At 41.6% G+C, this 24,445-nt stretch carries 16 protein-coding genes and 1 pseudogene; 11 read left to right on the top strand and 6 right to left on the bottom strand.

The genetic code is table 11. From position 1 onward, the window contains the following. Positions 1–379: 379 nt before the first annotated feature. The 4 genes from NSTC731_RS30240 to NSTC731_RS30255 all read left to right on the top strand — a co-directional run bounded on the left by NSTC731_RS30240 (position 380) and on the right by NSTC731_RS30255 (position 4,970). Entirely contained in the window at positions 380–1,993 is a 1,614-nt protein-coding gene (locus tag NSTC731_RS30240) for an NAD(P)H-quinone oxidoreductase subunit 4 (protein ID WP_445628170.1), read from the top strand. Between the two features lie 307 nt (positions 1,994–2,300). Next, on the top strand, positions 2,301–2,906 hold the full coding sequence (locus NSTC731_RS30245) for a Uma2 family endonuclease (protein ID WP_445628171.1): 606 nt from the start codon (positions 2,301–2,303) through the stop codon (positions 2,904–2,906). A gap of 791 nt (positions 2,907–3,697) precedes the next feature. After that, a complete protein-coding gene (locus tag NSTC731_RS30250) occupies positions 3,698–4,291 on the top strand; it encodes a DUF4360 domain-containing protein (protein WP_445628172.1) in 594 nt (197 codons plus the stop codon). A gap of 115 nt (positions 4,292–4,406) precedes the next feature. Then, positions 4,407–4,970 carry a hypothetical protein gene (locus NSTC731_RS30255; protein ID WP_445628173.1) on the top strand — a complete coding sequence of 188 codons (564 nt, stop codon included), beginning with the start codon at positions 4,407–4,409 and terminating at the stop codon, positions 4,968–4,970. Positions 4,971–5,015: 45 nt separating this feature from the next. Here the strand turns inward: NSTC731_RS30255 and NSTC731_RS30260 are convergent, their stop codons facing one another. The 4 genes and pseudogenes from NSTC731_RS30260 to NSTC731_RS30275 all read right to left on the bottom strand — a co-directional run bounded on the left by NSTC731_RS30260 (position 5,016) and on the right by NSTC731_RS30275 (position 12,102). Then, on the bottom strand, positions 5,016–8,438 hold the full coding sequence (locus NSTC731_RS30260) for a leucine-rich repeat domain-containing protein (protein WP_445628174.1): 3,423 nt from the start codon (positions 8,436–8,438) through the stop codon (positions 5,016–5,018). Positions 8,439–9,129: 691 nt separating this feature from the next. Then, positions 9,130–9,753, bottom strand: a complete 624-nt coding sequence (locus NSTC731_RS30265; RefSeq protein WP_445628175.1) for a Uma2 family endonuclease — start codon at positions 9,751–9,753, stop codon at positions 9,130–9,132. Positions 9,754–9,834: 81 nt separating this feature from the next. Then, entirely contained in the window at positions 9,835–10,650 is an 816-nt protein-coding gene (locus tag NSTC731_RS30270) for a type 1 glutamine amidotransferase (protein ID WP_445628176.1), read from the bottom strand. Between the two features lie 91 nt (positions 10,651–10,741). Beyond that, positions 10,742–12,102: pseudogene (locus NSTC731_RS30275) on the bottom strand (MurT ligase domain-containing protein). A gap of 355 nt (positions 12,103–12,457) precedes the next feature. Here NSTC731_RS30275 and NSTC731_RS30280 point away from each other — a divergent pair. The 4 genes from NSTC731_RS30280 to NSTC731_RS30295 all read left to right on the top strand — a co-directional run bounded on the left by NSTC731_RS30280 (position 12,458) and on the right by NSTC731_RS30295 (position 14,560). Next, the gene (locus tag NSTC731_RS30280; protein ID WP_445628177.1) at positions 12,458–13,045 is read left to right on the top strand and encodes a thylakoid membrane photosystem I accumulation factor; all 588 of its coding nucleotides are present in this window, start codon (positions 12,458–12,460) and stop codon (positions 13,043–13,045) included. A gap of 177 nt (positions 13,046–13,222) precedes the next feature. Then, a complete protein-coding gene (locus tag NSTC731_RS30285; RefSeq protein ID WP_445628178.1) occupies positions 13,223–13,831 on the top strand; it encodes a hypothetical protein in 609 nt (202 codons plus the stop codon). Positions 13,832–14,144: 313 nt separating this feature from the next. Further along, complete coding sequence (locus NSTC731_RS30290) at positions 14,145–14,336, top strand: type II toxin-antitoxin system HicA family toxin (protein WP_445628179.1); 192 nt, start codon at positions 14,145–14,147, stop codon at positions 14,334–14,336. After that, positions 14,336–14,560: a type II toxin-antitoxin system HicB family antitoxin gene (locus tag NSTC731_RS30295; RefSeq protein ID WP_292719064.1), complete on the top strand. Its 225-nt coding sequence runs from the start codon at positions 14,336–14,338 to the stop codon at positions 14,558–14,560. The genes NSTC731_RS30290 and NSTC731_RS30295 overlap by 1 nt, the downstream gene beginning before the upstream one ends. Positions 14,561–14,699: 139 nt before the next feature. Here the strand turns inward: NSTC731_RS30295 and murD are convergent, their stop codons facing one another. Together murD and glyS are read right to left on the bottom strand one after the other, a co-directional pair. Beyond that, a complete protein-coding gene (murD, locus tag NSTC731_RS30300) occupies positions 14,700–16,193 on the bottom strand; it encodes a UDP-N-acetylmuramoyl-L-alanine--D-glutamate ligase (protein WP_445628180.1) in 1,494 nt (497 codons plus the stop codon). Between the two features lie 84 nt (positions 16,194–16,277). Next, positions 16,278–18,428, bottom strand: coding sequence for a glycine--tRNA ligase subunit beta (gene glyS / locus NSTC731_RS30305; RefSeq protein ID WP_445628181.1), 2,151 nt, complete (start codon positions 18,426–18,428; stop codon positions 16,278–16,280). Between the two features lie 744 nt (positions 18,429–19,172). On the opposite strand from glyS, the gene NSTC731_RS30310 reads away from it, so the two are divergent. The 3 genes from NSTC731_RS30310 to NSTC731_RS30320 all read left to right on the top strand — a co-directional run bounded on the left by NSTC731_RS30310 (position 19,173) and on the right by NSTC731_RS30320 (position 24,399). Continuing rightward, the gene (locus NSTC731_RS30310; protein WP_445628182.1) at positions 19,173–19,751 is read left to right on the top strand and encodes a PEP-CTERM sorting domain-containing protein; all 579 of its coding nucleotides are present in this window, start codon (positions 19,173–19,175) and stop codon (positions 19,749–19,751) included. A 742-nt stretch (positions 19,752–20,493) separates the two neighbouring features. Further along, positions 20,494–21,783: a glycosyltransferase family 4 protein gene (locus tag NSTC731_RS30315; RefSeq protein ID WP_445628183.1), complete on the top strand. Its 1,290-nt coding sequence runs from the start codon at positions 20,494–20,496 to the stop codon at positions 21,781–21,783. A 990-nt stretch (positions 21,784–22,773) separates the two neighbouring features. Further along, complete coding sequence (locus tag NSTC731_RS30320) at positions 22,774–24,399, top strand: efflux RND transporter periplasmic adaptor subunit (RefSeq protein WP_445628184.1); 1,626 nt, start codon at positions 22,774–22,776, stop codon at positions 24,397–24,399. The last annotated feature ends 46 nt before the right edge of the window (positions 24,400–24,445 follow it).

A 24,445-nucleotide genomic window follows, 5' to 3' on the forward strand; every position in this document is an offset into this window, starting at 1 on the left:
AAAGTATCTCAGTACATAGCTAAACCTTAAATTGGCGTTGCACTTAACCCAATACAGAGGGTTAGGTTTATGACTCAACTTAGAAGCGTAGACTAAATAGTCCTGACAATTGGGCTGAACCAAAAAATGTAACTGTATTGTAACGGTGGCTTGAGCTACCGTTTTTTGTTGACGTTGCAAAAGTTTACATTTAGAATGGAATCGTCAAAACCCGATAAGTATTTATTCTTATTTATACTGAAAATTTGACATTAAATGAGTATATGTTCTTATCTTTGTCAAAAATTTAATCTTCTAGAGTTAAAGAATGTTTACAAAAATATTCATTCCTTAATATAATGAAATCAAAAGTGATAAGGCAAATTGATTGTCAGAATTAATGAATGCTATTGAATTTCCCTGGCTAACAGCCATAATCCTCTTACCCTTGGTGGCTACCTTAGCCATCCCCCTAATCCCAGACAAGGAAGGTAGAACTGTGCGGTGGTATGGTCTGGGAGTTGCGATCGCCGACTTTGCACTGATGATTTATGCCTTTTGGTATAAATACGACTTCCAGAGTTCAAGACTCCAACTTATAGAAAACTATCCTTGGATACCGCAGTTAGGTTTGCATTGGGCTGTGGGGGTTGATGGTTTATCGATGCCCTTAGTGCTTCTGACAGGCTTAATAAATACCCTCGCAATATTCGCGGCTTGGAAAGTTAACACCAAGCCGCGATTATTTTATGGTCTGATGTTAGCGATGTACAGCGCCCAGCTTGGCGTATTTGTTGCCCAAGATTTGCTGTTGTTCTTCCTGATGTGGGAAATCGAGTTAGTGCCAGTTTACCTGCTGATTTCCATTTGGGGAGGACAAAACCGCCGTTATGCCGCTACCAAATTCATTCTTTACACTGCTGCTGCATCAATATTTATCTTGATTGCCGGTTTTGCAATAGCATTCTCTGGAGATACCGTCACTTTCGATATGGCGACTCTAGGAATGAAAGAATACCCCAAAACCTTGGAATTGTTGGTTTATGCAGGTTTCTTAATTGCCTTCGGTGTGAAAATGCCGATTTTCCCTTTACACACTTGGCTACCTGATGCCCACGGTGAAGCATCAGCACCCGGTTCAATGATTTTGGCTGGTGTGTTGTTAAAAATGGGTGGTTATGCTCTTATCCGCTTCAATGTGGAAATGTTACCCAATGCCCATGTGACTTTTGCCCCAGTGTTAGCAGTTTTGGGTGTGGTTAACATTGTCTACGGTGCTTGCTGTGCCTTTGCTCAAACCAATCTCAAACGCCGCTTGGCTTACTCTTCAATTGCCCACATGGGGTTTGTGCTGATTGGGATTGCCTCTTATACAGAACTTGGTATCAGTGGTGCAGTATTACAGATGCTTTCCCACGGCTTGATTGCTGCTAGCTTGTTCTTCCTGTCTGGCGTGACTTACGATCGCACCCACACCTTGATGATGGATAAAATGGGCGGTATGGCTAAGGTAATGCCCAAAACCTTTGCTCTATTTACCATTGGTTCGATGGCTTCTCTCGCCTTACCCGGAATGAGTGGTTTTGTGGGTGAGTTGATGGTATTTCTGGGTATCGCCAGCAGTGATGTTTACAGTTCCAGCTTTAAAGTTGTAGTCGTGCTGTTGTCAGCAGTTGGCGTGATTTTGACACCGATTTATTTACTGTCAATGCTGCGTCAAGTGTTCTACGGCGAGCAAAATAAAGAGTTGCACTTGGATGCTGTAATCTCTGATGTTAAACCCCGCGAAATATTTATTACCGCTTGTTTGCTACTGCCAATCATCGGAATCGGGTTTTATCCCAAATTAGCAACGCAGACTTATGATGTCAAAGCAGTAGAATTAGTCGCCCATGCTCGTCAAGTTCTACCAGTTGTTGCTCATCAACAACCATCAAGCCTGTACTCGCGGATTTTCTCTGCACCAACATTGGCTACTTCTCAAGTTGAAAGTTCGATTAACATTTCTGAGTAAATTAACTTCCCATTCAGGGGTCTGCAAGTAAATTCTAAATATTAGGAGAATAAAGGGGTGGTTATGAAACCACCCCTAAAATTTTGGCATTATTGAGTTGAAAAAAATTTTTATACCAATTTGAAAAAAGAATACGACAAATAGATCATTTGTAGAGACGCGATGAATCGCGTCTTTACCCAAGTATGTGTTGCAATCATTAATTAAATTGGTATTAGGTAAGGGCAATTCATGTAGACGTATTAGCAAAGCGCCTAGAGCGTGAAGAGATTATAGTGAAAACAAGTGAAGTAGCCAAACAGCAATTATGACCACCAACTTACCTGTAGTCACAGAAATTATACCAATGGTCTTGCAATTGCAACCTGCGATCGCATTAACCGAAGATCAATTTTACGAGTTTTGTCAGTTAAACCCCGACTTTCGTATCGAACGTAATCCTGCTGGAGAATTAGTCATTATGCCCCCAACTGGTTCGGAAACTGATGAACGCAATTTTAACTTAGTTGGGCAGTTGTGGGTATGGACAAACCAAGATGCTACAGGTGTAGGCTTTGGTTCCAGTGGTGGGTTTACTTTGCCTAATGGTGCAGTGCGCTCGCCCGATGCAGCCTGGATAAAACGCGATCGCTGGGAAGCCATACCATTGGAACTGCGAAAAAAATTTGCACCAATTTGTCCTGAGTTTGTGATTGAATTGCGTTCTGAGAGCGACAACTTGCGAATTTTGCAAGACAAGATGCAAGAGTATATTGATAATGGCACACAACTTGGTTGGTTAATTGATAGAAAACAACGCCAAGTTTTTATTTATCGTCCTAATATTGCAGTTGAGAAATTAAATAACCCTAAGACACTTTATGGTGAATCGTTATTACCTGGGTTTGTTTTGGATTTAAATCAGATTTGGTAGGAAGTACAGCTAGTTTTACAGTACTGACAAAAACTGGCACAAGTACAATAACAGTCTTTAGCCCAAGGTTTTGTTAGTCCTTGAAGACGCGATTTATCGCGTCTCTGGATCTCATTGGCAAACTGTGATAGTTAACAACTGATATGGTCAGGATATCCCAGCAGACTCCAGTCTGAATCCTGACAAAATTTAAGTTTTAATAAGCACTATATTTCCTCACAATTTCCTCACATTCTCTTTCATCAGATATCTAATATCAGGACAAACGACATATACATCTTTGTAGTTTTAATATTATTTTTATTGATATTCCAGTAAATTCCAGTCTGAAGACTGGCAAAATTTAAGTTTTAATAAGCACCGTGTTCCCTCACAAGTTCCTCAGATTCTTTTTGTAACTTCAGGATAGAGACACTTAACTATTACATGAATTAGCTTGAGATACACCTTCTTGTGTTGGGGTATTTCGGCAAAAGCTAGACTGCCTCTTTTCTTAGCGAGGGTATTGAAGCTTAATTCTACTTTTGCATCTATAGGAGAGTTCTCTCATGGATTTTACAGAGAAAGTGCCATTTTTTAATCTCAAGACTTTAGGCTATTACAGGTGAGTCCCACGTAGGTGATGGTATACCTACACTAAGTTAATTCCTGCCACAGTTAAAAACGATTTAGTTTCTAAATAAAGTAAACCTTCTAGAGATTTATCCTGTACTAGTTAAATAGTTGGGGGAGATGCATTTTGACTGCATTTTCCATGAAAAAACAACTTTAACAACATAGGTACAATCAATATGAACTTTAAACAATTTGGTGTATTACTATCTCTATCTACAATTCTTGGAATCAACGCGATCGCGACCAAGGTTTTGGCTGACGAGCCTAGTATTACTTTTGGAGATGCACTCGGTTCTGGCGGATGTAGTGTTGCCGATCAGCTTCCTGGAGATGATGGTAGAAGCTTATCGATTGTCTTGGATAACTTTAGTGCATTCAATGGTCAGCGTCAAAAGTGTATTTTACGCGTTCAAACTTTTATTCCAAGTGGTTTCATCGTCCAAGATGTACAAGTACTTTACCAAGGAACTACTGATATTAATAGCAAGAGTAAAGGTACTAGCTTAAACAGAACTTATAGCTTTAGTGGTGGTGCTCTTGGTCAAGCTGTAGCTCCCCCTAAAACTAGCAAGTTTACATCTAGTAAAGCATTTGCGGAACAAGATGAGATTACTGTTTTAGCTGCTACAGGTTTATGTAGTGGTGGTGGGCAAGGATTATTAGGTATTAATATGATTGCACAATCCTCAGCAGGAAGTTCTATTTTCGTTGATACAGCCGATCTCAATGCTGGGGATGTAAGGCTTTATTTTGACCTAAAGCGTTGTTAGTCCTCGCTTTTAGCGATTCTGCGCATAGATAGCGATCGCCGCACCAAATTCCATCCATATTTAGTGGTCTTCAATGAGTGGTGAGTCTAAATCCCCCACTCATTGAATCTACCGAATGTATTCTTCTTTAAAATTACAAATTTCTGTTGATGGAGAGGAAGTTATGTTGAGATTAAGTGATGCACGTAATTTTTTCATATTAATGTGCTTGTTTTTTTTCTGTTATAATGCCAATTCATCTACCACTGCTGTTGCAATAGATAACCAGCCAAACTTTTTGGTTAATCGGAGATGTAATATAACTTTCAATCCGCAAATAAATCAGTTTACACTTGGCTCTCCTATAACTGTAAATGCACAATCGCCAAGGGCTAGATGTATCGTTAGAATTAATACTTCTAATACTCAAAAGCAATTTAGGCTCGTGCCTTTAGCTGTAAAAGGTGTAGTCAAAAACGCACCAGCACAAATATCTATCTCATCATTTTTACTTGGCGATAGACCAACTCCATATCAAATGATGTATGGAAGTGCGATGAATTTTGATTTGACTAATCAAATACCTCCAACTAACTATACAACTACAGGAAAAAGTGTTTTAGGCATTAATTTAGTAGTAATGACGAACGGAGGAGAATTAGAGTTGACAGAGCTAAAGTTTGCACTTCAACAACAATAAAATGTGGTTTTAGCGCTCGCTTATTCAGGAAAAAGGTGAAGAACATTAAGATGTTGGGGTGGCGCGATCGCTATGTTGATTTATGCTAGCGATCGCCGTGATGGTTGTCTTCGCATCTGAAATAGGCTTGGGTTTATCTGAATTTTCGGATGCTGGGACTCCATAAAAGAATAGAAGTAATACAAGGACAAACGCCGCAAATGCCCCTGTAGCTTTAATATTAGTTTTACTCAAAGGTACGTGTGCTTCTAAACCAAGACTACCCGTCAATAAATAACCTGATATCCCAGCAAATGCAGCTGCTAAAAATCTAATTATTGCTAAAGTGCCACCTTCCATTGCTCGTGGGTTGAGTACAAGAACAATAAAGACCACTAAGACCGCCAGAGCCATAGCAAGGGCTATTCCACGTTCAGCAGGTGAAATTTGCGACGATGGTTTATGCACTTCTGATTGAGAATTATCTTCCTGTTGAGATGGTTCTTTCATAAAATTATTCTCTTGCTTTGATGGCTGAATTACATTATTAATTGTTACAACGACATTTTCCCTTCTTGTCTCTGAGGAATTAGCTAGAAAATCGCCACTCATCTGCTGTTCTGCTTGAAGTAACTCCCTTCTGTCCATTACATCATCAATTAAGCCTAAGACATCAAGCATTTGATAGCTTTTTTGACATTGAATGCCTTCTTGCTTATCGGCTACAAAGTGTCGCAATATCTCAAAGGGGTAAAAGTGTGGCTCTTGGCTATCTTTGCAGGTGTGGCAATTACAGGGGATTAACTTGTTGTACTTCAGTCGCTTGTACGAGTCATGAATTTTATCGAGTTCATGTGTAACTATAGTCATCAAATCTCTTTTGTGACGACCTGAGACTCGAATCTTAATCTCCCGCTTGCCGTAATATTCAATCACCTCTGCCTTTGTCTGGTCTTTGCTAAGGAGAACAACGCCGCTTTTCCAAACACATTGCTCATTAATCAACTCATGCATGGCAACTATGAACTGGGTGATGATGCCCTTGGGCATGAACTCGTAAGCGTAACGCAGAATCAGGTTGTTGGTTTCATCCCAGTTGTATGAGAGTTGATTTGCAGATAGCAGTTGTGGGGCAATATACTTTCCTTGGCTTCTAGGAATTTCGTAGCACAGCTTGAAGTTGATCATCAGGCGCAATAGTTCATGATGCATCGTGGCGTATTCGTCTTCACACCAGATGTTTGCCAAGTCAGATCGTGTGAAACTGCCCAGGTTGCGAATCACTTTTTCATTATCCAGCACTTTGTAGACTGCATCAGTTCCCCACTTGGGTTTGAGGATGACAGTCTTGTTCAAAAGTGCGTCTTCCTGGAAATGCAAGCATACTCCCAAATCGTGCAGATAACCACTCAACTGCAACTTGTCATTTGTTCGGGTGAACCCATTTTGTTGGCAGATGTTCAGGTATTCATCCAAGCCGATGTAATTGCGTGCGTCACTCTCCAAAGCTTCCCGGACTTTAACCCAGGTTTTTGGGAGGGGACTGCCAATATGGGGTAGGTTTTTAATGTAATGCTTGATTTTATCTAAAACTTGTTTTAAACCTCTGTTGTGAGCAAGGTTTGTTGCTAAAGTCTCTTTTAAATTATTAAACTGTCCCCGTAACTGGAGTTCATTAATCTCTCGGTGGCGGTTTTGCTTCTCATTTTTGATGATTAGCAGCGGACTGTTATCGCTCAACAGTTCTACAACATTCAACCAGTAATAAAAATCTGTGTCTTCCTTGCGGGTATCTGCCACTAAAGCATAGAGGGAACGCTTGGTGAGGAAAAACTGGTGAGTAGCATGGTAAATCTCTTGCCCCCCAAAGTCCCAAATATTGACTCGAAATTCTCGCTCATTTTCCATTGGGAAACGCCACTGGATCACCTCAATTCCCTTTGTAGAGTCTTCCTCTCGGAGTTGATAATTTAGGTCTTCAATCTTCTTCGCCAGTGTTGTCTTCCCTGCTCCTCCTTCACCGATAATTAGTAACTTTGCCTCGTACAGATAATCTCTGCCTTCTGTTTCTAGTTGCCGGAAATAATCTTTAATCGCCTTAGTACCTTTTGCAAGAATTTCTGGCGGTGGCTTTTCGATGGGGTTGGCCTCTAAATCCAGAGTGGTGAGTTGTTGCAGGCGATGGATGGTTTCTGGCAGCGTCGTTAATCGATTGTTCCTTAAATCCAGAATAGTGAGATGTTGCAGGCGATGAATGGTTTCTGGCAGTCTTGTTAATCGATTGTTCCTTAAATCCAGAGTAGTGAGATGTTGCAGGCAATGGATGGTTTCTGGCAGTCTTGTTAATTGATTGTTCCTTAAATTCACAGTGGTGAGATGTTGCAGACTGCCGATTGCTTCTGGCAGTATCCTTAATTGGTTGCCGATTAAATCCAGGATGGTAAGTTGTTGCAGACTGCCGATCGCATCTGGCAGTGTCGTTAATTGGTTGTTGCTTAAATTCAGGGTGGTGAGTTGTTGCAGGGGGGCGATCGTTTCTGGCAGTGTCGTTAATCGGTTGTAGCTTAAATCCAGGGTGGTGAGTTGTTGCAGGCTGGCGATCGCTTCTGGCAGTGTCGTTAATCGGTTGTAGCTTAAATCCAGGGTGGTGAGTTGTTGCAGGGGGGCGATCGCTTCTGGCAGTGTCGTTAATTGGTTGCCGCTTAAATTCAGGGTGGTGAGTTGTTGCAGGGGGGCGATCGCTTCTGGCAGTGTCGTTAATTGGTTGCCGCTTAAATTCAGGGTGGTGAGTTGTTGCAGGGGGGCGATCGCTTCTGGCAGTGTCGTTAATTGGTTGCCGCTTAAATCCAGGGTGGTGAGTTGTTCCAGTCCGGCGATCGTTTCTGGCAGTGTCGTTAATTGGTTGCCGCTTAAATCCAGGGTGGTGAGTTGTTCCAGTCCGGCGATCGTTTCTGGCAGTGTCGTTAATTGGTTGCCGCTTAAATCCAGGGTGGTGAGTTGTTCCAGTCCGGCGATCGTTTCTGGCAGTGTCACTAATTTGTTGCGGCTTAAATCCAGGTAGGTGAGTTGTTGCAGACTGGCTATCGCTTCTGGCAGTGTCGTTAATCGGTTGTAGCTTAAATCCAGGTAGGTGAGTTGTTGCAGGCTTGCGATCGCTTCTGGCAGCGTCGTTAATCCGTTGAACTTTAAATCCAGGGAAGTGAGTTGTTGTAGGCGAGGGACTGCTGCTGGCAGCGTCATTAATTGGTTGTAGCTTAAATCTAAAGAAGTAAGTTGTTGCAGGCGGGTGATCGCTATTGGCAGCGTCGTTAATTGGTTGCCGCTTAAATTTAAAGCCTCCAACCATTCCAGTTCAAACACCCCAGCAGGAATCTCTGTTAATTTTTCCCTCTCATCAGTACGCCAATCATTGCTTAAATCTAATTTTTTAAGCTTTTTCTTTTTCGCTTCTCGGATTTTTTCAAGATAACGTTGAGGCGTATTTTCCATACTGAGGTTCACCTGTCAACGAAAGTTATATATAATGCTCCTGATTCGCTGGACAATCTCGCAACCACTAATATTTTGAACTAATCCTAACAAACGCCACAGATTAGAAACATAGCGCTCATAACAAAAGTCCTTTCAAGAGGGCTAAATTCTTTCTAGACTTGGGTTTTAGTCCACATTAAGTGGACTTTAGCTATAAGCCTGGAACTTCCAGTTTCAGGCGATCGCGGGTGCTAATTGAGAATGCTGCAAGATATCAAAGCAACCTACTATCCTGTGTAGCACTACATGAGCGCTAATGATTTTTACGGAATCTAAAAAGAATTTATCATTACCAATGGCTCAGATTTGCTTGTAAACGAGTCTTTAATACTCATTAATGGGGCTATGAACTCCGTTAATGAGTGTTTAATACTCGCGGACGAGTCTTTAATACTCGCCGATGAGTCTTTGATACTCGCGGACGAGTCTTTAATACTCGCCGATGAGTCTTTGATACTCGCGGACGAGTCTTTGATACTCGTGAATGAGTCTTTGATACTCGTGAATGAGTCTTTGATACTCGTGAATGAGTCTTTAATACTCGCGGACGAGTCTTTGATACTCGTGAATGAGTCTTTAATACTCGCGGACGAGTCTTTGATACTCGCGGACGAGCCTTTGATGGTTCTTTTACTTCTTTAGCCGTTTTTTACGCGACTTCTCCAGCTTGAAAAATCTGTTCAGCAGTTAAATTCAACTCTGGGAACGCTGGCGATTGAATGCGATCGCTTCCTCTAAATTGCCTAACCTGATACTCACCTTCAATTAATTGGTAAATCGAGATAGTTGGTTGTTTAGGATTGCCAATAAAGCGCCTACCACCTAAACCTAGATAATCTACAATCCAATATTCAGGAATACCCAAAGATTCGTAATCTTCTAACTTCAAAGCATAATCATCACTCCAGTTGGTTGAAACAACTTCTACAACCAACTTGACTGAACTACCCCGCGTAATGATAGATTCTTTTTTCCAGTGTGGTTCATCTATAACAGCTTGTCTATCAAGAACGATGACATCTGGTTCATAACCTGAATCAGTGTTAATTGACTTGATGACACATTCTTTAGGGATAAACCAAGGGATGGACAAACGAGTGATTTCAATAAACAAAGAACCATTGATAAACCCGGCTATCTCTGAGTGCTTCCCTCTTGGCTTAGGCATTTCAACAATTACCCCATCATGTAGTTCATAATGCCTGTTTGAAGATTCGGGATACCAGGCGATAAATTCATCAAATGTTACTTGTTTGGCTAAGGCTTGAGTCATACTTTGCCCTCTTTATGTCAAATTTGACTTCTCTCCAAACCTCTCCCCGACACGGAGAGAGGCTTAATCAGCGAACTGAAGTTATTTCGCCGTAGCAGCACTTGGTAAACTCACTTTCAATCGCTTAAACATCGCTTCTCGTGCTTGTGTAGCGAGGTTATCGTCAAAAGGTTTTAAGGTAATTTCCTGTTGATACTTTAGCCGCAGCGCTGTTTGAATTAACCAATCTGCAACAAAAGGATTTTTTGGTAACAAAGGGCCGTGAGAATAAGTAGCGATCGCATTCTGATAAAATGCTCCTTCTGTCCCATCTTCACCATTATTTCCCAAACCGTACACCACTCGCCCCAAAGCTTCCACTTTTCCCAGTTTGGTGCGTCCGCCGTGATTTTCAAAGCCTACCAAATATGGTGTGCTACCTGTCATCTCTTTTAAATCTCGCGCTAGACGTGAGGCTGTCACTTCAATTACCAAGTTACCAATACAGCGTTTAGTATTTTCACCAGGATGCACAGAAACTAAATCGAGTATTCCCAAACCATCAATTCGTTGTCCCAAGCCTGGTTCATAATAATGTCCCAGTAATTGAGGTGAACCACAAGTAAATACTCCTGGTGTGCCATTTTCGATTTTGTCGCGCATTGCATCAGCTTTTGCACCTTGCAAATCACGCATGACAATTTCTTGCTGACGATCTTGTGCGCCACCACCAACGATGACATCTACTGTTTTAATATCTGCGGCTGTGGAATCTCGATCTAAAGGTAATACTTTCACATCGTATCCCCGCCACTGGGCGCGACGTTCTATAGTAATTACATTACCGCGATCGCCATAAGTACTCATCAGCGTCGGATAAAGCCAACCAATTGTTAATTCTATATTTTGAGAACTCATAAATTTGGGGAATGGGGAATAGGGAATCGGACGATCGCAAATGACAAATGACCAATGACAAATGACAAATGACAAATGACAAATGACAAATTTAAAGAATTTTCCGACCAGTGAGTACTTCTCGCACTTCTAACATGGCTGAGTAGGTGGGCAGAATATGCAGAGTTTCATTCTCTGGTGTATGTTCTAATGCAGTAGCGATCGCTTGTCGCAAATCTTCTTCGACTATTAAATTTAAGTTACTCTCAGGGGACTTTTGGCTGTAACGTAGACGTAGTGCCATATCGTAGACGCGATCGCCACTCACTATTAAAGTCCCGCCGCGTTCGACTAGTTTTTCAGTATCCACGTCCCAAATCCAGGATACATCAGTGCCATCGGGCGTGCGATCGTTCAATACCAGCAGTGTGGTTTTATCTGTGCTTTCAGTAACTACGCGAATGGTTTCATTGGTTCCCACAGGATTTTTTGATAACAATATTCGCACTTGTTTACCGTTAATTACTAAATCTTCAGCCCGACCAAAAGCAGCTTGGAAGTTGTTAATAGTATCTCTGATTGTTGCTTCATCAATTCCTAACTCTATAGCCGCAGTTACAGCCGCCAAAGTATTATATTTGTTGTATAAACCAACCAGGATTTGCGACCATTCACTACTTTCTAAAGTCGGTTTACTTTTACTAAAACCACACTTAGGACAAGTAAAATCTCCTAAATGAGACAAATAAACACCCTTATAATCTAGGGAATGCCCACATTTGGGACAATAAATAGAATCAACAGCGTGAGGAATTGCTTCTAGATAATGTTCTGGTTCATTCAAGCCAAAGAATAACACCCGTTGAGATAACTGCTGACCGAGGTTAGATAAAGTTGGGTCATCAGCATTGGGAATTACCACCGTTTCTGGTGGTAGGGTAGAAATAACTTTTGTCCAACGCTTACTAATTGTGTCTACTTCGCCGTACCTATCAAGTTGGTCGCGGAACAAGTTTAAACAGAGAATGATTCGTGGCTGGAGTGGCGCTAATACCTTCGGTACAATATTTTCGTCAACTTCTAAAATGGCGTAATCAGAATTTAGCGTACCTAGTAAGTTGGTGCTTTCTAACAGCGCCGTCATCAAGCCATTTTCTAGATTTGCACCTGTAGAATTATGAGTGACACGAAAACCTTTGCGTTCTAGTATTGTGCATAAAAGCAGCGCTGTAGTAGTTTTGCCGTTAGTACCAGCAATTAAAATCACCCCGTTTTTAACTTGCTGACTCAATAATTGTAAAAGTCTGGGTTCAATGCGACGAGCGATATCGCGCCTGGTAATACACTACCAGCACCTAGACGGAGCGTAGGCGCAGCCCGTCGAAGATATTGCACTATAAAGGTCACACTCTTTGCCACTGACACCGCGAAACCCAATCGCAGTCTATCTATGAATTGTATTTTGTTTCCCACATCTATACCCTAGTTTTCTGGCGGTTGTTAATTAAAGTGCAAATTTAATCTTGTGAGTTTAGCGAATCTTGGCTGAAAAAGCCAGTATTCGCAATTTTGAATTTTAGACTTTTCTGCCGAATGCTACGCGTTGCTTACCCGGAAGGGTACAGCTACCCTCAGTCGAATGATTTTGGATTGTTGCGCTACTTTACCTCTGTTTTGAATTCTGCGTAGCAATACCAGCCACTTGCGAGAGATAATCTCAGTAGGCGTTATCTTAAAAAATAGTGCGTGGGCGTAATTACATATCCAGCCCAGTTGGCCGAATTCAGCACAAACTCACAACAAGTAGTAGCTTGCAAGGTTCCTTTTGATGAATAGCACAAAGTTTCTTTTTTTACATAAACAAATTACTCGCTGGCAAAGGTGGTTGTCTAAATGCCTGTTGTTGCTTGTAAGTCTTTTCATTATAAGTATGCAACCTGCATCTGCTGGTCTGAATAATGATTTATATGATGGCAACATCTTTGTTGTTTATGCTGGCAATGGTTCATTAGTTCCTCCCAGACAGACACTCGCACAGACTTTAGCGGAACATAAACCCGTATTTTTGGCTTTTTATCTGGATGATAGTAGCGATTCCAAAAGATATGCCATTTCCATTTCACGGGTACAGGAATTCTACGGTCGGGTAGCAGAGATTATGCCGATTAATGTAGATACTATCCCGCAGAAAGAGGCCTACGATCCAACAGAACCAGGATATTACTTTGCTGGGAGTGTTCCTCAAGTCGTGGTATTAAATAAATCAGGTGAAGTAGTTTTGAATAAAAAGGGTCAAGTACCTTTTGAAGATATAGACGATCAATTTCGTAAAATCTTTGATTTATTACCACGCACTGAAACAGCACAGCTAAAGCGGCGAGCTTTTAACGAGTTTAGTAGTGAGTTAGCTAAGTAACCTATGGGGTAGACCAAATTGGTCTGCCCTAATTTTTAGTTATATCTGTTACTACATCGCCGCCGATGTCAAAGCATAATGATTAGAAAGTTAATCTATAGTCTATAAGTCCGTAACAACTGACTAATGACTAATGACCAATGACCAATGACCAATGACTAAATAGAGTGTATTCTGATGTCAAAGGTTTACACCACCCAGGAACTAATTCAAATTTTGGCAGCCGAACGCCAAGCTTGCCTGAAAGGAAAACGCTTAAAGTTAGAAATAAAAGTCTCTGGCAACCCTGTAATTGACCAGTTTATCAGAACTGATGGGTTGCAACAGTTTACTGCCTATCAAGATTTCAAAACTGCAATTCACGAGTATCAGAGAGAAAATCGAGTTTCTGGTATTATTTGGCGTGAAATGACAGTTAAAGGAAAAAACTTGCATTATCCCGAAATAGATACTGAGTTAATTGCCCTCAATGGTGACTTAGAAATATTAAAAGCTGCTAAAAATTCCATCGTAGAATTTTGGTATGAAGTCACTATAGGCATGGATTTATACTTAAGTTTTAATAATAGTAAACAATACCAACAAATTGTCACATCTGATGTAGAGAGAATTGTTCAAAGAACAGAGTGGGCAAGTTTGTGCAAGTGGGAAAATTCTAGCTTTTTGGAAATGATTTTGCAGCTAGGATGGGGTAAACCAGAAGAAGCTTATTATAAACGAGGAAGACCGCGATCGGGTAGTGAATATATTCATGCAGTCAATCCCGGAAATCGCCCCATTGGTTGATTGATGTGTTGGGTAGAAATACTAAAACCCATGACAACATGACGGACAGAATTGCTGACATAATTGTGTTTACTTTGCTTTCTCAATAAGAGGATGTTTGAAAAGTGTTTGATTGTGATTTTCATTGCGTTGTTACCCCCCTTAGTCCCCCCTTATAAAGGGGGGAAACAAGAAAAATCCGGTTCCCTCCCCTTTATAAGGGGAGGGTTAGGGTGGGGTAAAAAATATTTGATACACCAATCACGACTTTTCAAACAACCTCTAAGGCACTCTATCTGTAACAGAAATTTCAACTGTACAGATAAGTAGTAGCATGAAAGTACGCGAAGTTATCAAACGACTAGAAGCTGATGATTGGTATCTTGCTAGAACTAAAGGTAGTCATCGACAGTTCAAACATCCTGATAAACCTGGTACTGTAACAGTGGCTGGTAAGCCAAATGTGGATGTACCAATTGGTACTCTGAAAAATATCTGGAGACAAGCTCAATTGGAGGAAGACTGATGCGTTATACAGTTGTGATTGAAAAGGGAGCAACTAGCTACGGCGCTTATGTCCCTGATTTACCAGGTTGTGTCGCTGTGGGTGAAACTTTAGAAGAAGTCAAGCAAATGATTGCAGAAGCTATTGAATTTCATATTGAAGGGATGCTAGAAGATGGTTTACCTATTCCCAAACCTACAAGCATTGCTCATGAGGTTGAAGTTGCAAACTATAGCAAAATCTAATTATAGAAAACTACTAAATTAGTACCAAATAATCCTTCTAATATTTTGTCAAATTAGTTTTGAGAGTTTGTAGTAAGGAGTTTAGTGCTTAGAAAACAAGGACTAAAGTCCTTACTACGAACTTGTAGACAAACGATGCTTATCGACTTTGAACTATGGACTCTTGACTAGAGTTTTCAAGTTCTGGAAGTTCTACTCTAGCGGGTTTCCAACCACCTGCCCAAGCAAGGCATAGATGACGGAAGCGATCGCCCCGCACCTCAAAATTTGGATACTGGTCAAAACTCGCACAAGCCGGAGATAGCAATACTACAGGCGCTTGATACTGCTTGGCTAATTCTGCCGACTTGGGAATTGCCCTTTCCATAGTTTCCACAATATGGTATGTATGATACCCCACCTCTCGGAGACGTTTGGCAAATGCGGGTGCAGCAGAGCCAATCAATAACACAGCAGCAGCTTTGGTTTGAATTTGTGCTAGCCAAGCAGTATCATCACCTGCTTTGGCTTCTCCACCAGCAATTAAAATCGCTGGACTGTTAACAGATGCTAAACCTACTTCAGCCGCATCGTAATTAGTAGCTTTGCTGTCGTTAATGAAATCAATACCTTCCCAAGTGCAGATATGCTCCAAACGATGGGCAACACCAGGAAATTCCCGAACTGCAAGTGCGATCGCATCACGATTAATTCCCGCTAATCTTGCTGTTGCTACTGCCATCAACAGATTTTGCTGGTTATGTTCTCCCACCATTCGCAAACTAGATACTTTCACAATTGGTTCTGGTGCCGAGGTTGCAGTCAATTTTTCCACAACCCAGCCATCTTCAATGTAAAAGCCTTTTTCGCTAATCAGGAAATCTTTTCCTCTCACACTTGTCCAATAGGCATCAGGCCAAGCACTTAAACCTAGCTGGCTCAAGTAGGCATCATCGCCATTGAACACTTGCAACTCGGACTGACGCAGTAGCTTGGCTTTGATATTGTAATAGTTCTCTAAAGTCTTATGGCGACTGAGATGATCCGGTGTAAAAGTCGTCCAAACACCGATCCGGGGTGCAAGAGAGACGGAAGATTCTATTTGATAGCTGCTAATTTCCGCAATCACCCAATCAACCGAGGAGTTATCAAACTTTTCTCCTGCTCCCCCTGCTCCCTGCTCCCTTCTCCCTGCTCCCTGGGATAGGGCAACTTCACAAGCGGCGTAGCCAATATTACCGCAGGCGGGTGCATTTAATTCTGCTGCTTGGAAAATGGCAGCAATTAAAGCTGTGGTAGTAGTTTTGCCATTAGTGCCGGTAATTCCTACCCAAGGTAGCGATCGCAAATTTCGCCAGGCGAGTTCCATTTCGCCAATGGTTTCAATACCTAATTGGCGTGCCTCAACTAATACGGGAATATCCCAAGGCACGCCAGGACTAACGACTATTAATTGCGGTAAATTAGCACCATTCAATTCTAGGGATTGTCCTAGTTTTACGGTTATTTGCTCGGCAGCGAGTTCTTGTTGTTGTTCTAGGAGGGTTTCGGAGGTGTTGCGATCGCTCAGCTCTACCTCCCAACCTTCCCGTTTCAACAATCTCGCCGCAGCAACACCGGACTTTCCCAATCCAACAACATGAGCTTTGGACATAGATTGCAGCAGAGTGTCCCTGGTTAAGCACTCCCTATAGTAGCCTTTCTTGGCAAAAATTACACAAGTTTTTGTTGACCTACGCTACAGATTTTTGACGATCGCACCGAAGTCAGCTAAAACACGGGCATGATTGCGAACTAATCCCAGCAGATGTAACCGATTACGCTTGATTTCTGGATCGGAGTCCATAACTAAAACGCTATCCGGGCCATCAAAGAAGTTACTAACTGCCGGAGCAATTTTAGCTAATGCTGCTACTAACAGTTGATAATTTCTTGTTTGCTGTGCTGCTTGAGTTTGTGGTACTGATTCGATTAAGGCTTTATACAAAGCGTCTTCAGAGGGCTTTTGGAATAATTCTTGACGAACTACGGTTGTTGGTTCTAGCTGTTTTGTATCCAAATCACCTTGAGCGGCTAATCGTGTGGAACGGTTAACGGTCTCATAGATGTTATCTAAGGTACTGTCGTTACGGATTTGTTGTAAGTACAAAGCGCGATCGCGGACATCCAATAAATCTTTTAACGTCCGTTCTGTGTATTCTGGATCGTTTTCTCCTAAAACTGCATTTACTAAGTCGTAATCAATCTGCTTTTCTTCTTGTAGTAAAGTGCGGATGCGTTGCAAGAAAAACTCTTGTAATGCTGTGGTTAATGATGCCCGATCTTTATGATATTTTGCTGCAAAGTCTGTTGCTATTTGTGCCAATAAATTATCTAAATTTATCGGTAAATTATCAAACCAAACAATTTTAACTACAGCATTAGCCGCTCGACGTAAGGCGAAGGGATCGGATGAACCGGAAGGAATTAAACCTAAACCAAAGATACTCACCAAAGTATCTAATCTATCTGCCAAACCTACGATTTTACCTGTGAGTGTTTCTGGTAAAACATCACCGGCTCCCTTTGGCAAATAATGTTGAGAAATTGCTTTTGCTACTTCGGCATCTTCACCGCTGGCTAAGGCATATTTTTCTCCCATAATGCCTTGTAATTCAGGAAATTCATAGACCATTTGTGTCACCAAATCTGCTTTACATAATAAAGCGGCACGTTGGATTCTTTGGCTTTGGTCTTCTCCTAATTCTAATTGACTGCTAATTTGCTCGGCAATTTTAACTATTCTATCTACCTTGGCACGCACCGAACCCAATTCTTCTTGAAAAGTGACCTTTTCTAACTGCGGTAAAAAGCTATCTATTGGCTTAGTTAAATCAGCTTCGTAGAAAAATCTGCCATCAGCTAATCTGGCACGAATTACCCTTTCATTGCCGACGGCAACAATATCTGATTTTTTCGGATCGCCATTAGAAATAGTGATGAAATTGGGCAATAATTCTTGCTCAAAACTCCCTGGTTTGAATACAGGAAAATAACGTTGATGAGTAACCATTACTTCAGTAATTACCTCAGTTGGTAATTCCAAAAATTCTGGTTCAAATTTACCAACAACTGCGGAAGGATATTCTACAAGGTTGGTTACTTCCGCTAACAAATCGGGGTAAATTACTGTATACCCGCCTAAATTCTCTGCGACTGCATTTACTTGTTCTTTAATCAGATTTACCCGTTCTTCTGGGTCAACGGTGACAGATGCAGACTTGAGGGCGGTAACATAATCAGTAGCCTGGGCAATTGTCACAGGCTCAGGATGCAAAACCCGATGACCTTGGGAAAGGCGATCGCTCTGAATCGTTTTAGAACCATTGACTAATTCTAAAGGCAATACCGTCTCATCTAACAAAGCTACTAGCCAACGAATTGGTCGAGAAAACCTGGCATCCCCATTCCCCCAACGCATCAACCGCTTACCTTCTAAACCCCAAATCCACTGGGGAACAAGTTCTGTCAAAATTTCTGCTACAGGACGGCCGGGAATTCTTTTTTGCACAAAAACAAATTCCCCTTTGTCAGTAGGGCGAACTGACAGCGCATCCAGTTCCACACCTTGCTTTTTGGCAAAACCTGCGGCTGCTGCTGTCGGCTGACCATCTTTAAAGGCGGCTTGGGCGGGGGGCCCTTTAATTTCTTCTTCTCGGTCTGGTTGCTGCGATGGTAGACCTGTAATCAATACCGCCAGCCGCCGGGGAGTACCGTACACCTGGACATCGCCCTTGAGGCTGTTTGCTTCCAGGCTTTGGGGAATGCGTTCCTGCCATTGCACTAAAGCATCACTGAGAAAACTTGCAGGTAGTTCTTCTGTACCAACTTCTAATAGAAACCCAGGCATATAACACTGTTTTCAACTTTGCGTAGCTCAACTTTATCAGTTATTCTCAGGCGATCGCTCGTGATTTTTAGCTGAATCGATCGTCGAAGAGAATAAAGGGAAAACCCCATAGTTAACAATTCAAAATTTAAAACTTGTACTGAGTTTCGGCTGCGCGGTAATCGAGCGACTTGTACTGAGCGTAGTCGTTGGCGCAGCCTCTCCGACAGGAGAAGTAAGTCGAGATTCAACTACCGCGTAGCCGAAGTATTCACGCATTCAAACATTTTAGACATTTTCAGACGGTTACTGAGCGTTGGTTATTGAGTTTCGACTGCGCGGTAATCGAGCGACTTGTACTGAGCGTAGTCGTTGGCGCAGCCTCTCCGACAGGAGAAGTAAGTCGAGATTCAACTACCGCGTAGCCGAAATGAGCCGAAGTACGGGGATTCAAACCCCTACTGTTGCAAGATCCCCCAGAGGAACTGGGCTACGTGAAAATGCAGGGATCTTAAACCCTTTAATTTACGAGCGATGAAAATGGAAGTTAAGCCAGGTAGATTGCCTATGCGGCTTGTCGTCAGACATCGCTATAGACTTGACATTTTATGCAAAATTTATAAAACAAGTGCTTCTCTTCATAGATTCATTACATTACATCCTGTATTTTATGCGGTATTTACGGATATATATTTCTATCGTAAGCTTAGTGTTGATTGATGCATTGATATATGCATCATGACAATCAACTTTAGAGTTATGACCATGAAAAATATTTTCGCCAAAATCACCGCGATCGCAGCAACTAGTGTTGCGATCGCTACTGGTGCTAACAACCCAGCCCAAGCTATTGAATTAAACTTTAATTGGCAAGGTAATGGTGGTTACTCAGCAACAGGTTCATTTAGCTACGACGAAACTACAGCACCAACAATCATTTCAGAACTTGGTAGTGGAGCCACCAACTTTTTACAATCCTTGAATGTCTCTTTCTTAGACCCATCTAAAAATCTTCTGGGAACCTATAACACCGTTAGTGGTGGAGTATCAGAATCTAATTTCTTCGCTTTCAATTTTAATACTTCCACTCAGACATTATTTGGGCCTTTTGATGTCGCTGGAGGAACGGGTGTAATTGGAGAATATTTCTTCCAGGGAACGGTTGGCGACTCTTTGTTCTTACGTCAGGATGTCGATCAACAGGGAACGTCAACAATACTAGATCAAAATTCTGGCTCTATTCAAGTATCCAAAGTCCCAGAGCCTGCTTCTTTGTTGGGTTTGCTAGCATTTGCTGGTTTGGGTATAGCTTCAACTTTAAAGAAAAAGCAAGCCTTTTACTAGAAATTAGGGCTTTCTAGTCAGAGCTTGCCAAATTTACTGAATCTCTATTCTAGCCCTACTAGTTCAGTTAACTAGTAGGGTTATCATATAACCTCATTAAAAATATGAGTGAAATTAATTTTACTTTTACCTCAGCATTTATTACTCAGCACTCAACACTGTTTTAGTCAGCGCCTTTAAACTACTCAAAAAGTGAGATTCTCCTCAATGAATACAATACTGATGACTTGGTTAAAAATACTCATGTGCCAGTTGAAAAGGCGGAATGAGGGTTATATGCATAACACTGAATATAATGTTACAATTTCCCAAGTGTAAATTTAGGCATTAGTTCGGAAATAAAAAGACCAACTCTTTCATAATCATCAAAAAATAAACTCCATATTTATCAATAATCTCACCTGTTTATACAAAGTCATATTTTTATTTTTAAGTGTTTTATATCGGAAAAATAATCTTTTGAAAACTATAAATAAAATTTATAAGCAATGTTTAACACATTTTTTTTAATTAAACAATTTAACCAGTCAAAATACAGCATTTGTAAATAACTGAGGTAATAAAATGCAGAGATACAAATCAGATATAAACAGTTTATACCTCTGCTTCCTGCCTCGAAACCTATAGCTTTATGCTTTATGCAAAACAAAATGCTGTAAGCAATAAAAATAGCAGCCCCTACTGGCTATTAATAAGTAATTCGATCGTCTCATGCTATCTTCACAAAATTCACAAATAATTCATGCATATTCTGATTTATTCCTACAACTATCATCCAGAGCCAATTGGAATTGCTCCGTTAATGACTGAATTGGCAGAAGGGTTAGTAAAGCGAGGTCATAAAGTGCGAGTGATTACGGGAATGCCGAACTATCCTCAGCGCGAAATTTATGATGGGTATGAGAATAAATGGTATCTTACTGAACAAAAAAATGGCGTCACAATTGCGCGAAGTTACGTCCGTATTAAGTCTAAACCTAACCTAGTGGATCGGCTGTTACTGGAGTTGAGCTTTGTTTTCACGAGCTTACCCCAAGCTTTTAAAGGTGGGCGACCAGATGTGATTATCTTAACAGTTCCGCCGCTACTCGGTACGTTGCCAGCAACAACATTAGGCTGGTTATACAACTGCCCAGTAGTTCTAAATGTGCAAGATATTTTACCAGAAGCTGCTGTGCGTATCGGGTTGTTAAAAAACAAGTGGATGATCCGAATTCTTGCTGCTTTAGAGAAATTTGCATATCGGACTGCACACACTATTAGTGTGATCGCTGATGGATTTCGTGAGAATTTAGTAAATAAGGGAGTACCTGTTAATAAAATCGTTTGTATTCCCAATTGGGTAAATGTAAATTTCATTCGCCCGTTACCGAAACAGAGCAACTCTTGGATATCTAACCATCAACTAGATGGGAAATTTGTAGTACTTTATTCAGGCAACATTGCTCTAACGCAAGGTTTAGAGACAGTAATCGAAGCAGCCGTTTGTTTACGTCATATCAAAGATATTGTCTTTGTCATTGTTGGCGAATCAAGAGCATTGCAAAGATTGCAAGAATATTGTTTATCAAATGGAGCAGATAATGTTTTGCTACTACCGTTACAGCCGCGAGAAAAACTACCTGAAATGCTAGCAGCTTCTGATGTTGGGCTGATTGTGCAAAAGCATAATGTGATTTCGTTCAATATGCCTTCAAAAATACCACTTTTGTTGGCGAGTGGTCGCCCAATTGTGGGTTCAGTTCCCGCTACTGGTACTGCTGCTAAAGCCATCGAACTCAGCGGTGGTGGGATAGTTGTTGAACCAGAATCACCCCAAGCAATGGCTGCTGCGGTGCGTAATTTATATGCTAATCCGGCTCTAGTGACGAAGCTAGGTAACACAGGAAGACAATTTGCCGAAGAAAACTATTCCTTAGAGCAAGCGCTCGATCGGTATGAGTGGCTTTTTTCTCATATTGTTACCAACCGAAAATCAACTGTGGGTATCTTACCAAAATTCGATTCTAAGAAATCAGTTGTCGATGGTTGAAGGGGATTGAGGATTTCTCGCTCGTTAGCTACACAAACAAAACCCCGATTGGAATAAATTAACTCACCCGAATGGGTGATTTAAATATCAACCGATCGGGTGAACTAACTGTAGGAAGTTGAGACTGGTCAAAAATAGGAATCTAGAGAATACTGATTGATTGCACGTCGTTCTTGCTAAGGATAACTTGATGATTAATAAAGCTGAATTAATCGCCGCTTAACTCGCCGTACCCATACGGGGAAGCAAGCTAGCGTTGGCGGAGCCTCTCGTAGAGAAAGCATTGCTCCAGACTTTTTTCTTCCTTAAGATCAGTATTCAGTACTACTCAAGAGGGATAAACTCATCTGTAAATAATACCAATCTCGTTTGCTATGTGGTTATAATGCAAGCAAGTGCTTGCAAACACTCGTAGAAAACATTACCATCAACTACGGCACAAACTTATGCACTCTTGATCTAATCAGCAACTAATATATTTGCAACATTTGCAACAACAGGTTTAATCACACACAGCGACAACGCGAGAAATTAGTCGTGTTGTTGCGGTCAATGAGGTAACTTTATTTCGTCATTTCCATAACTCAAAAGCAACTACTAACTTGCTCTAATTACCAAAACGATGCCTTCTCTACGAGAGGCTGCGCCAACGGCGGGTTACGCCTACGCTTTACAAACAGAAGCTTTAGCTGCACCAACATGAACCGTGCTTTAGCTTAGAGAGAAAGCACTGTGTTTATACTGGCTAACGAAAAACTATAAATTACACTTTAAGAAATTGAACGGAGTTAAGTAATGTACAAATCAACCATAATGTGCTGAACAAAATTGGTTCATTTTAGGTGCTAGACATCGTGAGCGATCGCCCAAATACCAAAACATATTTTTCACCAACATAGAGAAAAAAGGGCTAAAAAACTATTCCAAATAATGCATTTTTAGCGAAGAGTAGATTGCCCAAGTCTAAATCCACAAGACGAGAAAACGAAGATGTCCCATTCTGAGTTCCCTGACTCTCCCTTACCCATTGAAATAGAACAGCCTGCTGTTACTGATTCTAGTCAAGAGTCGCAAGAATTGCCACAGCGATCGCCTAAGCCACCTCAAAAACGTCGTTGGCCCCTACTATTAGGAATCGTCTTATTAATTGCAGGTGTAGGTTTTGGTTGGCGCTGGTGGCAAACTAGTAATGCTAGCAATGCACCTGCGGCTGGAGCAAATGCCGGTCAACCTAGAGCAGTTCCGGTCAAGCTAGCGACAGTAAAAACTGAAACCGTTCAAGAAAGTTCGGAGTTTATTGGCTCCTTAGAGGCTCCACGTTCAGTAATCATCAAGCCACAGGTTGAAGGACGAATTACCGAGATTTTCGTCCAAGAGGGCAACCGCGTTCAACAAGGACAAGTCATTATCAGTCTGCAAAGTGATAATGTCCAAGCTCAATTGTTACAAGCTAGAGGCTCACTGCAACAAGCCCAGGCACGTCTTGCTGAACTTCAAGCGGGTACGCGACAAGAAGAAATTGCTCAAGCTAGAGCGCAGTTAGCCCAAGCCCAAGCTCGCTTTAGAGATGCTCAATCGGGATCGCAACCAGAAGAAATTGCTCAGGCTGAAGCTCAAATTCAGTCAGCTAAATCCGATGTGGAACTAGCACAGTCACGCGCCAAACGATACGCACAATTGAGAAAAGAGGGCGCAGTTTCTCAAGATACCTTAGAAGGATATGTCAAAGAACAGCAAAGTGCTGAAGCTGCTCTGGTTGTAGCCCAGAAACGCCTAGACCAACTCCGCCAAAGCAGAAGATCGAGTATTAATGAGCTAGGTGGTGCTTTGGAACAACAAAAACAAAACTTAAGGCAACTAGAAAATGGTTCCCGCCCAGAAGAAATTGCCCAAGCGCGATCGCAAGTAACTCAAGCAGCTGCCCAAGTCCAAGCGGCCCAAGTTCAATTGCAATACACAAAAGTTCTAGCACCTTTCACTGGCATTGTTGGTGATATTCCAGCAAAAGTGGGAGATTATGTGGAAAAAGCCGATCAGCTCACTACACTAACTAGAAACGACTCTTTAGAACTGAATATTTCCGTTCCCGTAGCCGAAGCCAGAAAGTTGCGCTTGGGCTTACCTGTGCAAATGCTGGATGTCCAAAACAAACCCATAGCAAGGGGTAAGGTGAGTTTTATCTCCCCAAATGCTAGTTCCGATTCGCAGACAGTTTTGGTAAAAGCCAACTTTGGCAATTCGAGAAATCGACTGCTTAATCTTCAATCAGTGCAAACCAAAGTGATCTGGAACGAACGTCCGGGAATCTTAATTCCAGTTACAGCAGTATCTCGCCTGGGTGGGGAGACATTTGTATTTGTAGCTGAAGCGCCAACAGAAAAGAACGCCGAACCAACAGAAAAAAAAGCTGAAGCACCAGTAGAAAAGAAAGCTGGAGCGCCAGCTTTAGTTGCTCAACAAAAACCTGTGAAATTGGGAGTTATTGAGGGGAATAATTATCAAGTTATCGAAGGACTAAAAGCTGGAGACAAAATTGTTGTTTCCGGTATTCTCAACTTAACTAATGGCGCTCCCATTACTCCTGAAAAAGAAGAAGTTGGTAGCCAGAAGCCTTAGCTGAAAAGGGACAGGGGGCAGGGGACAGAGAGGCAAGGGAGACAAG

Source organism: Nostoc sp. DSM 114167 (genome assembly GCF_052692655.1).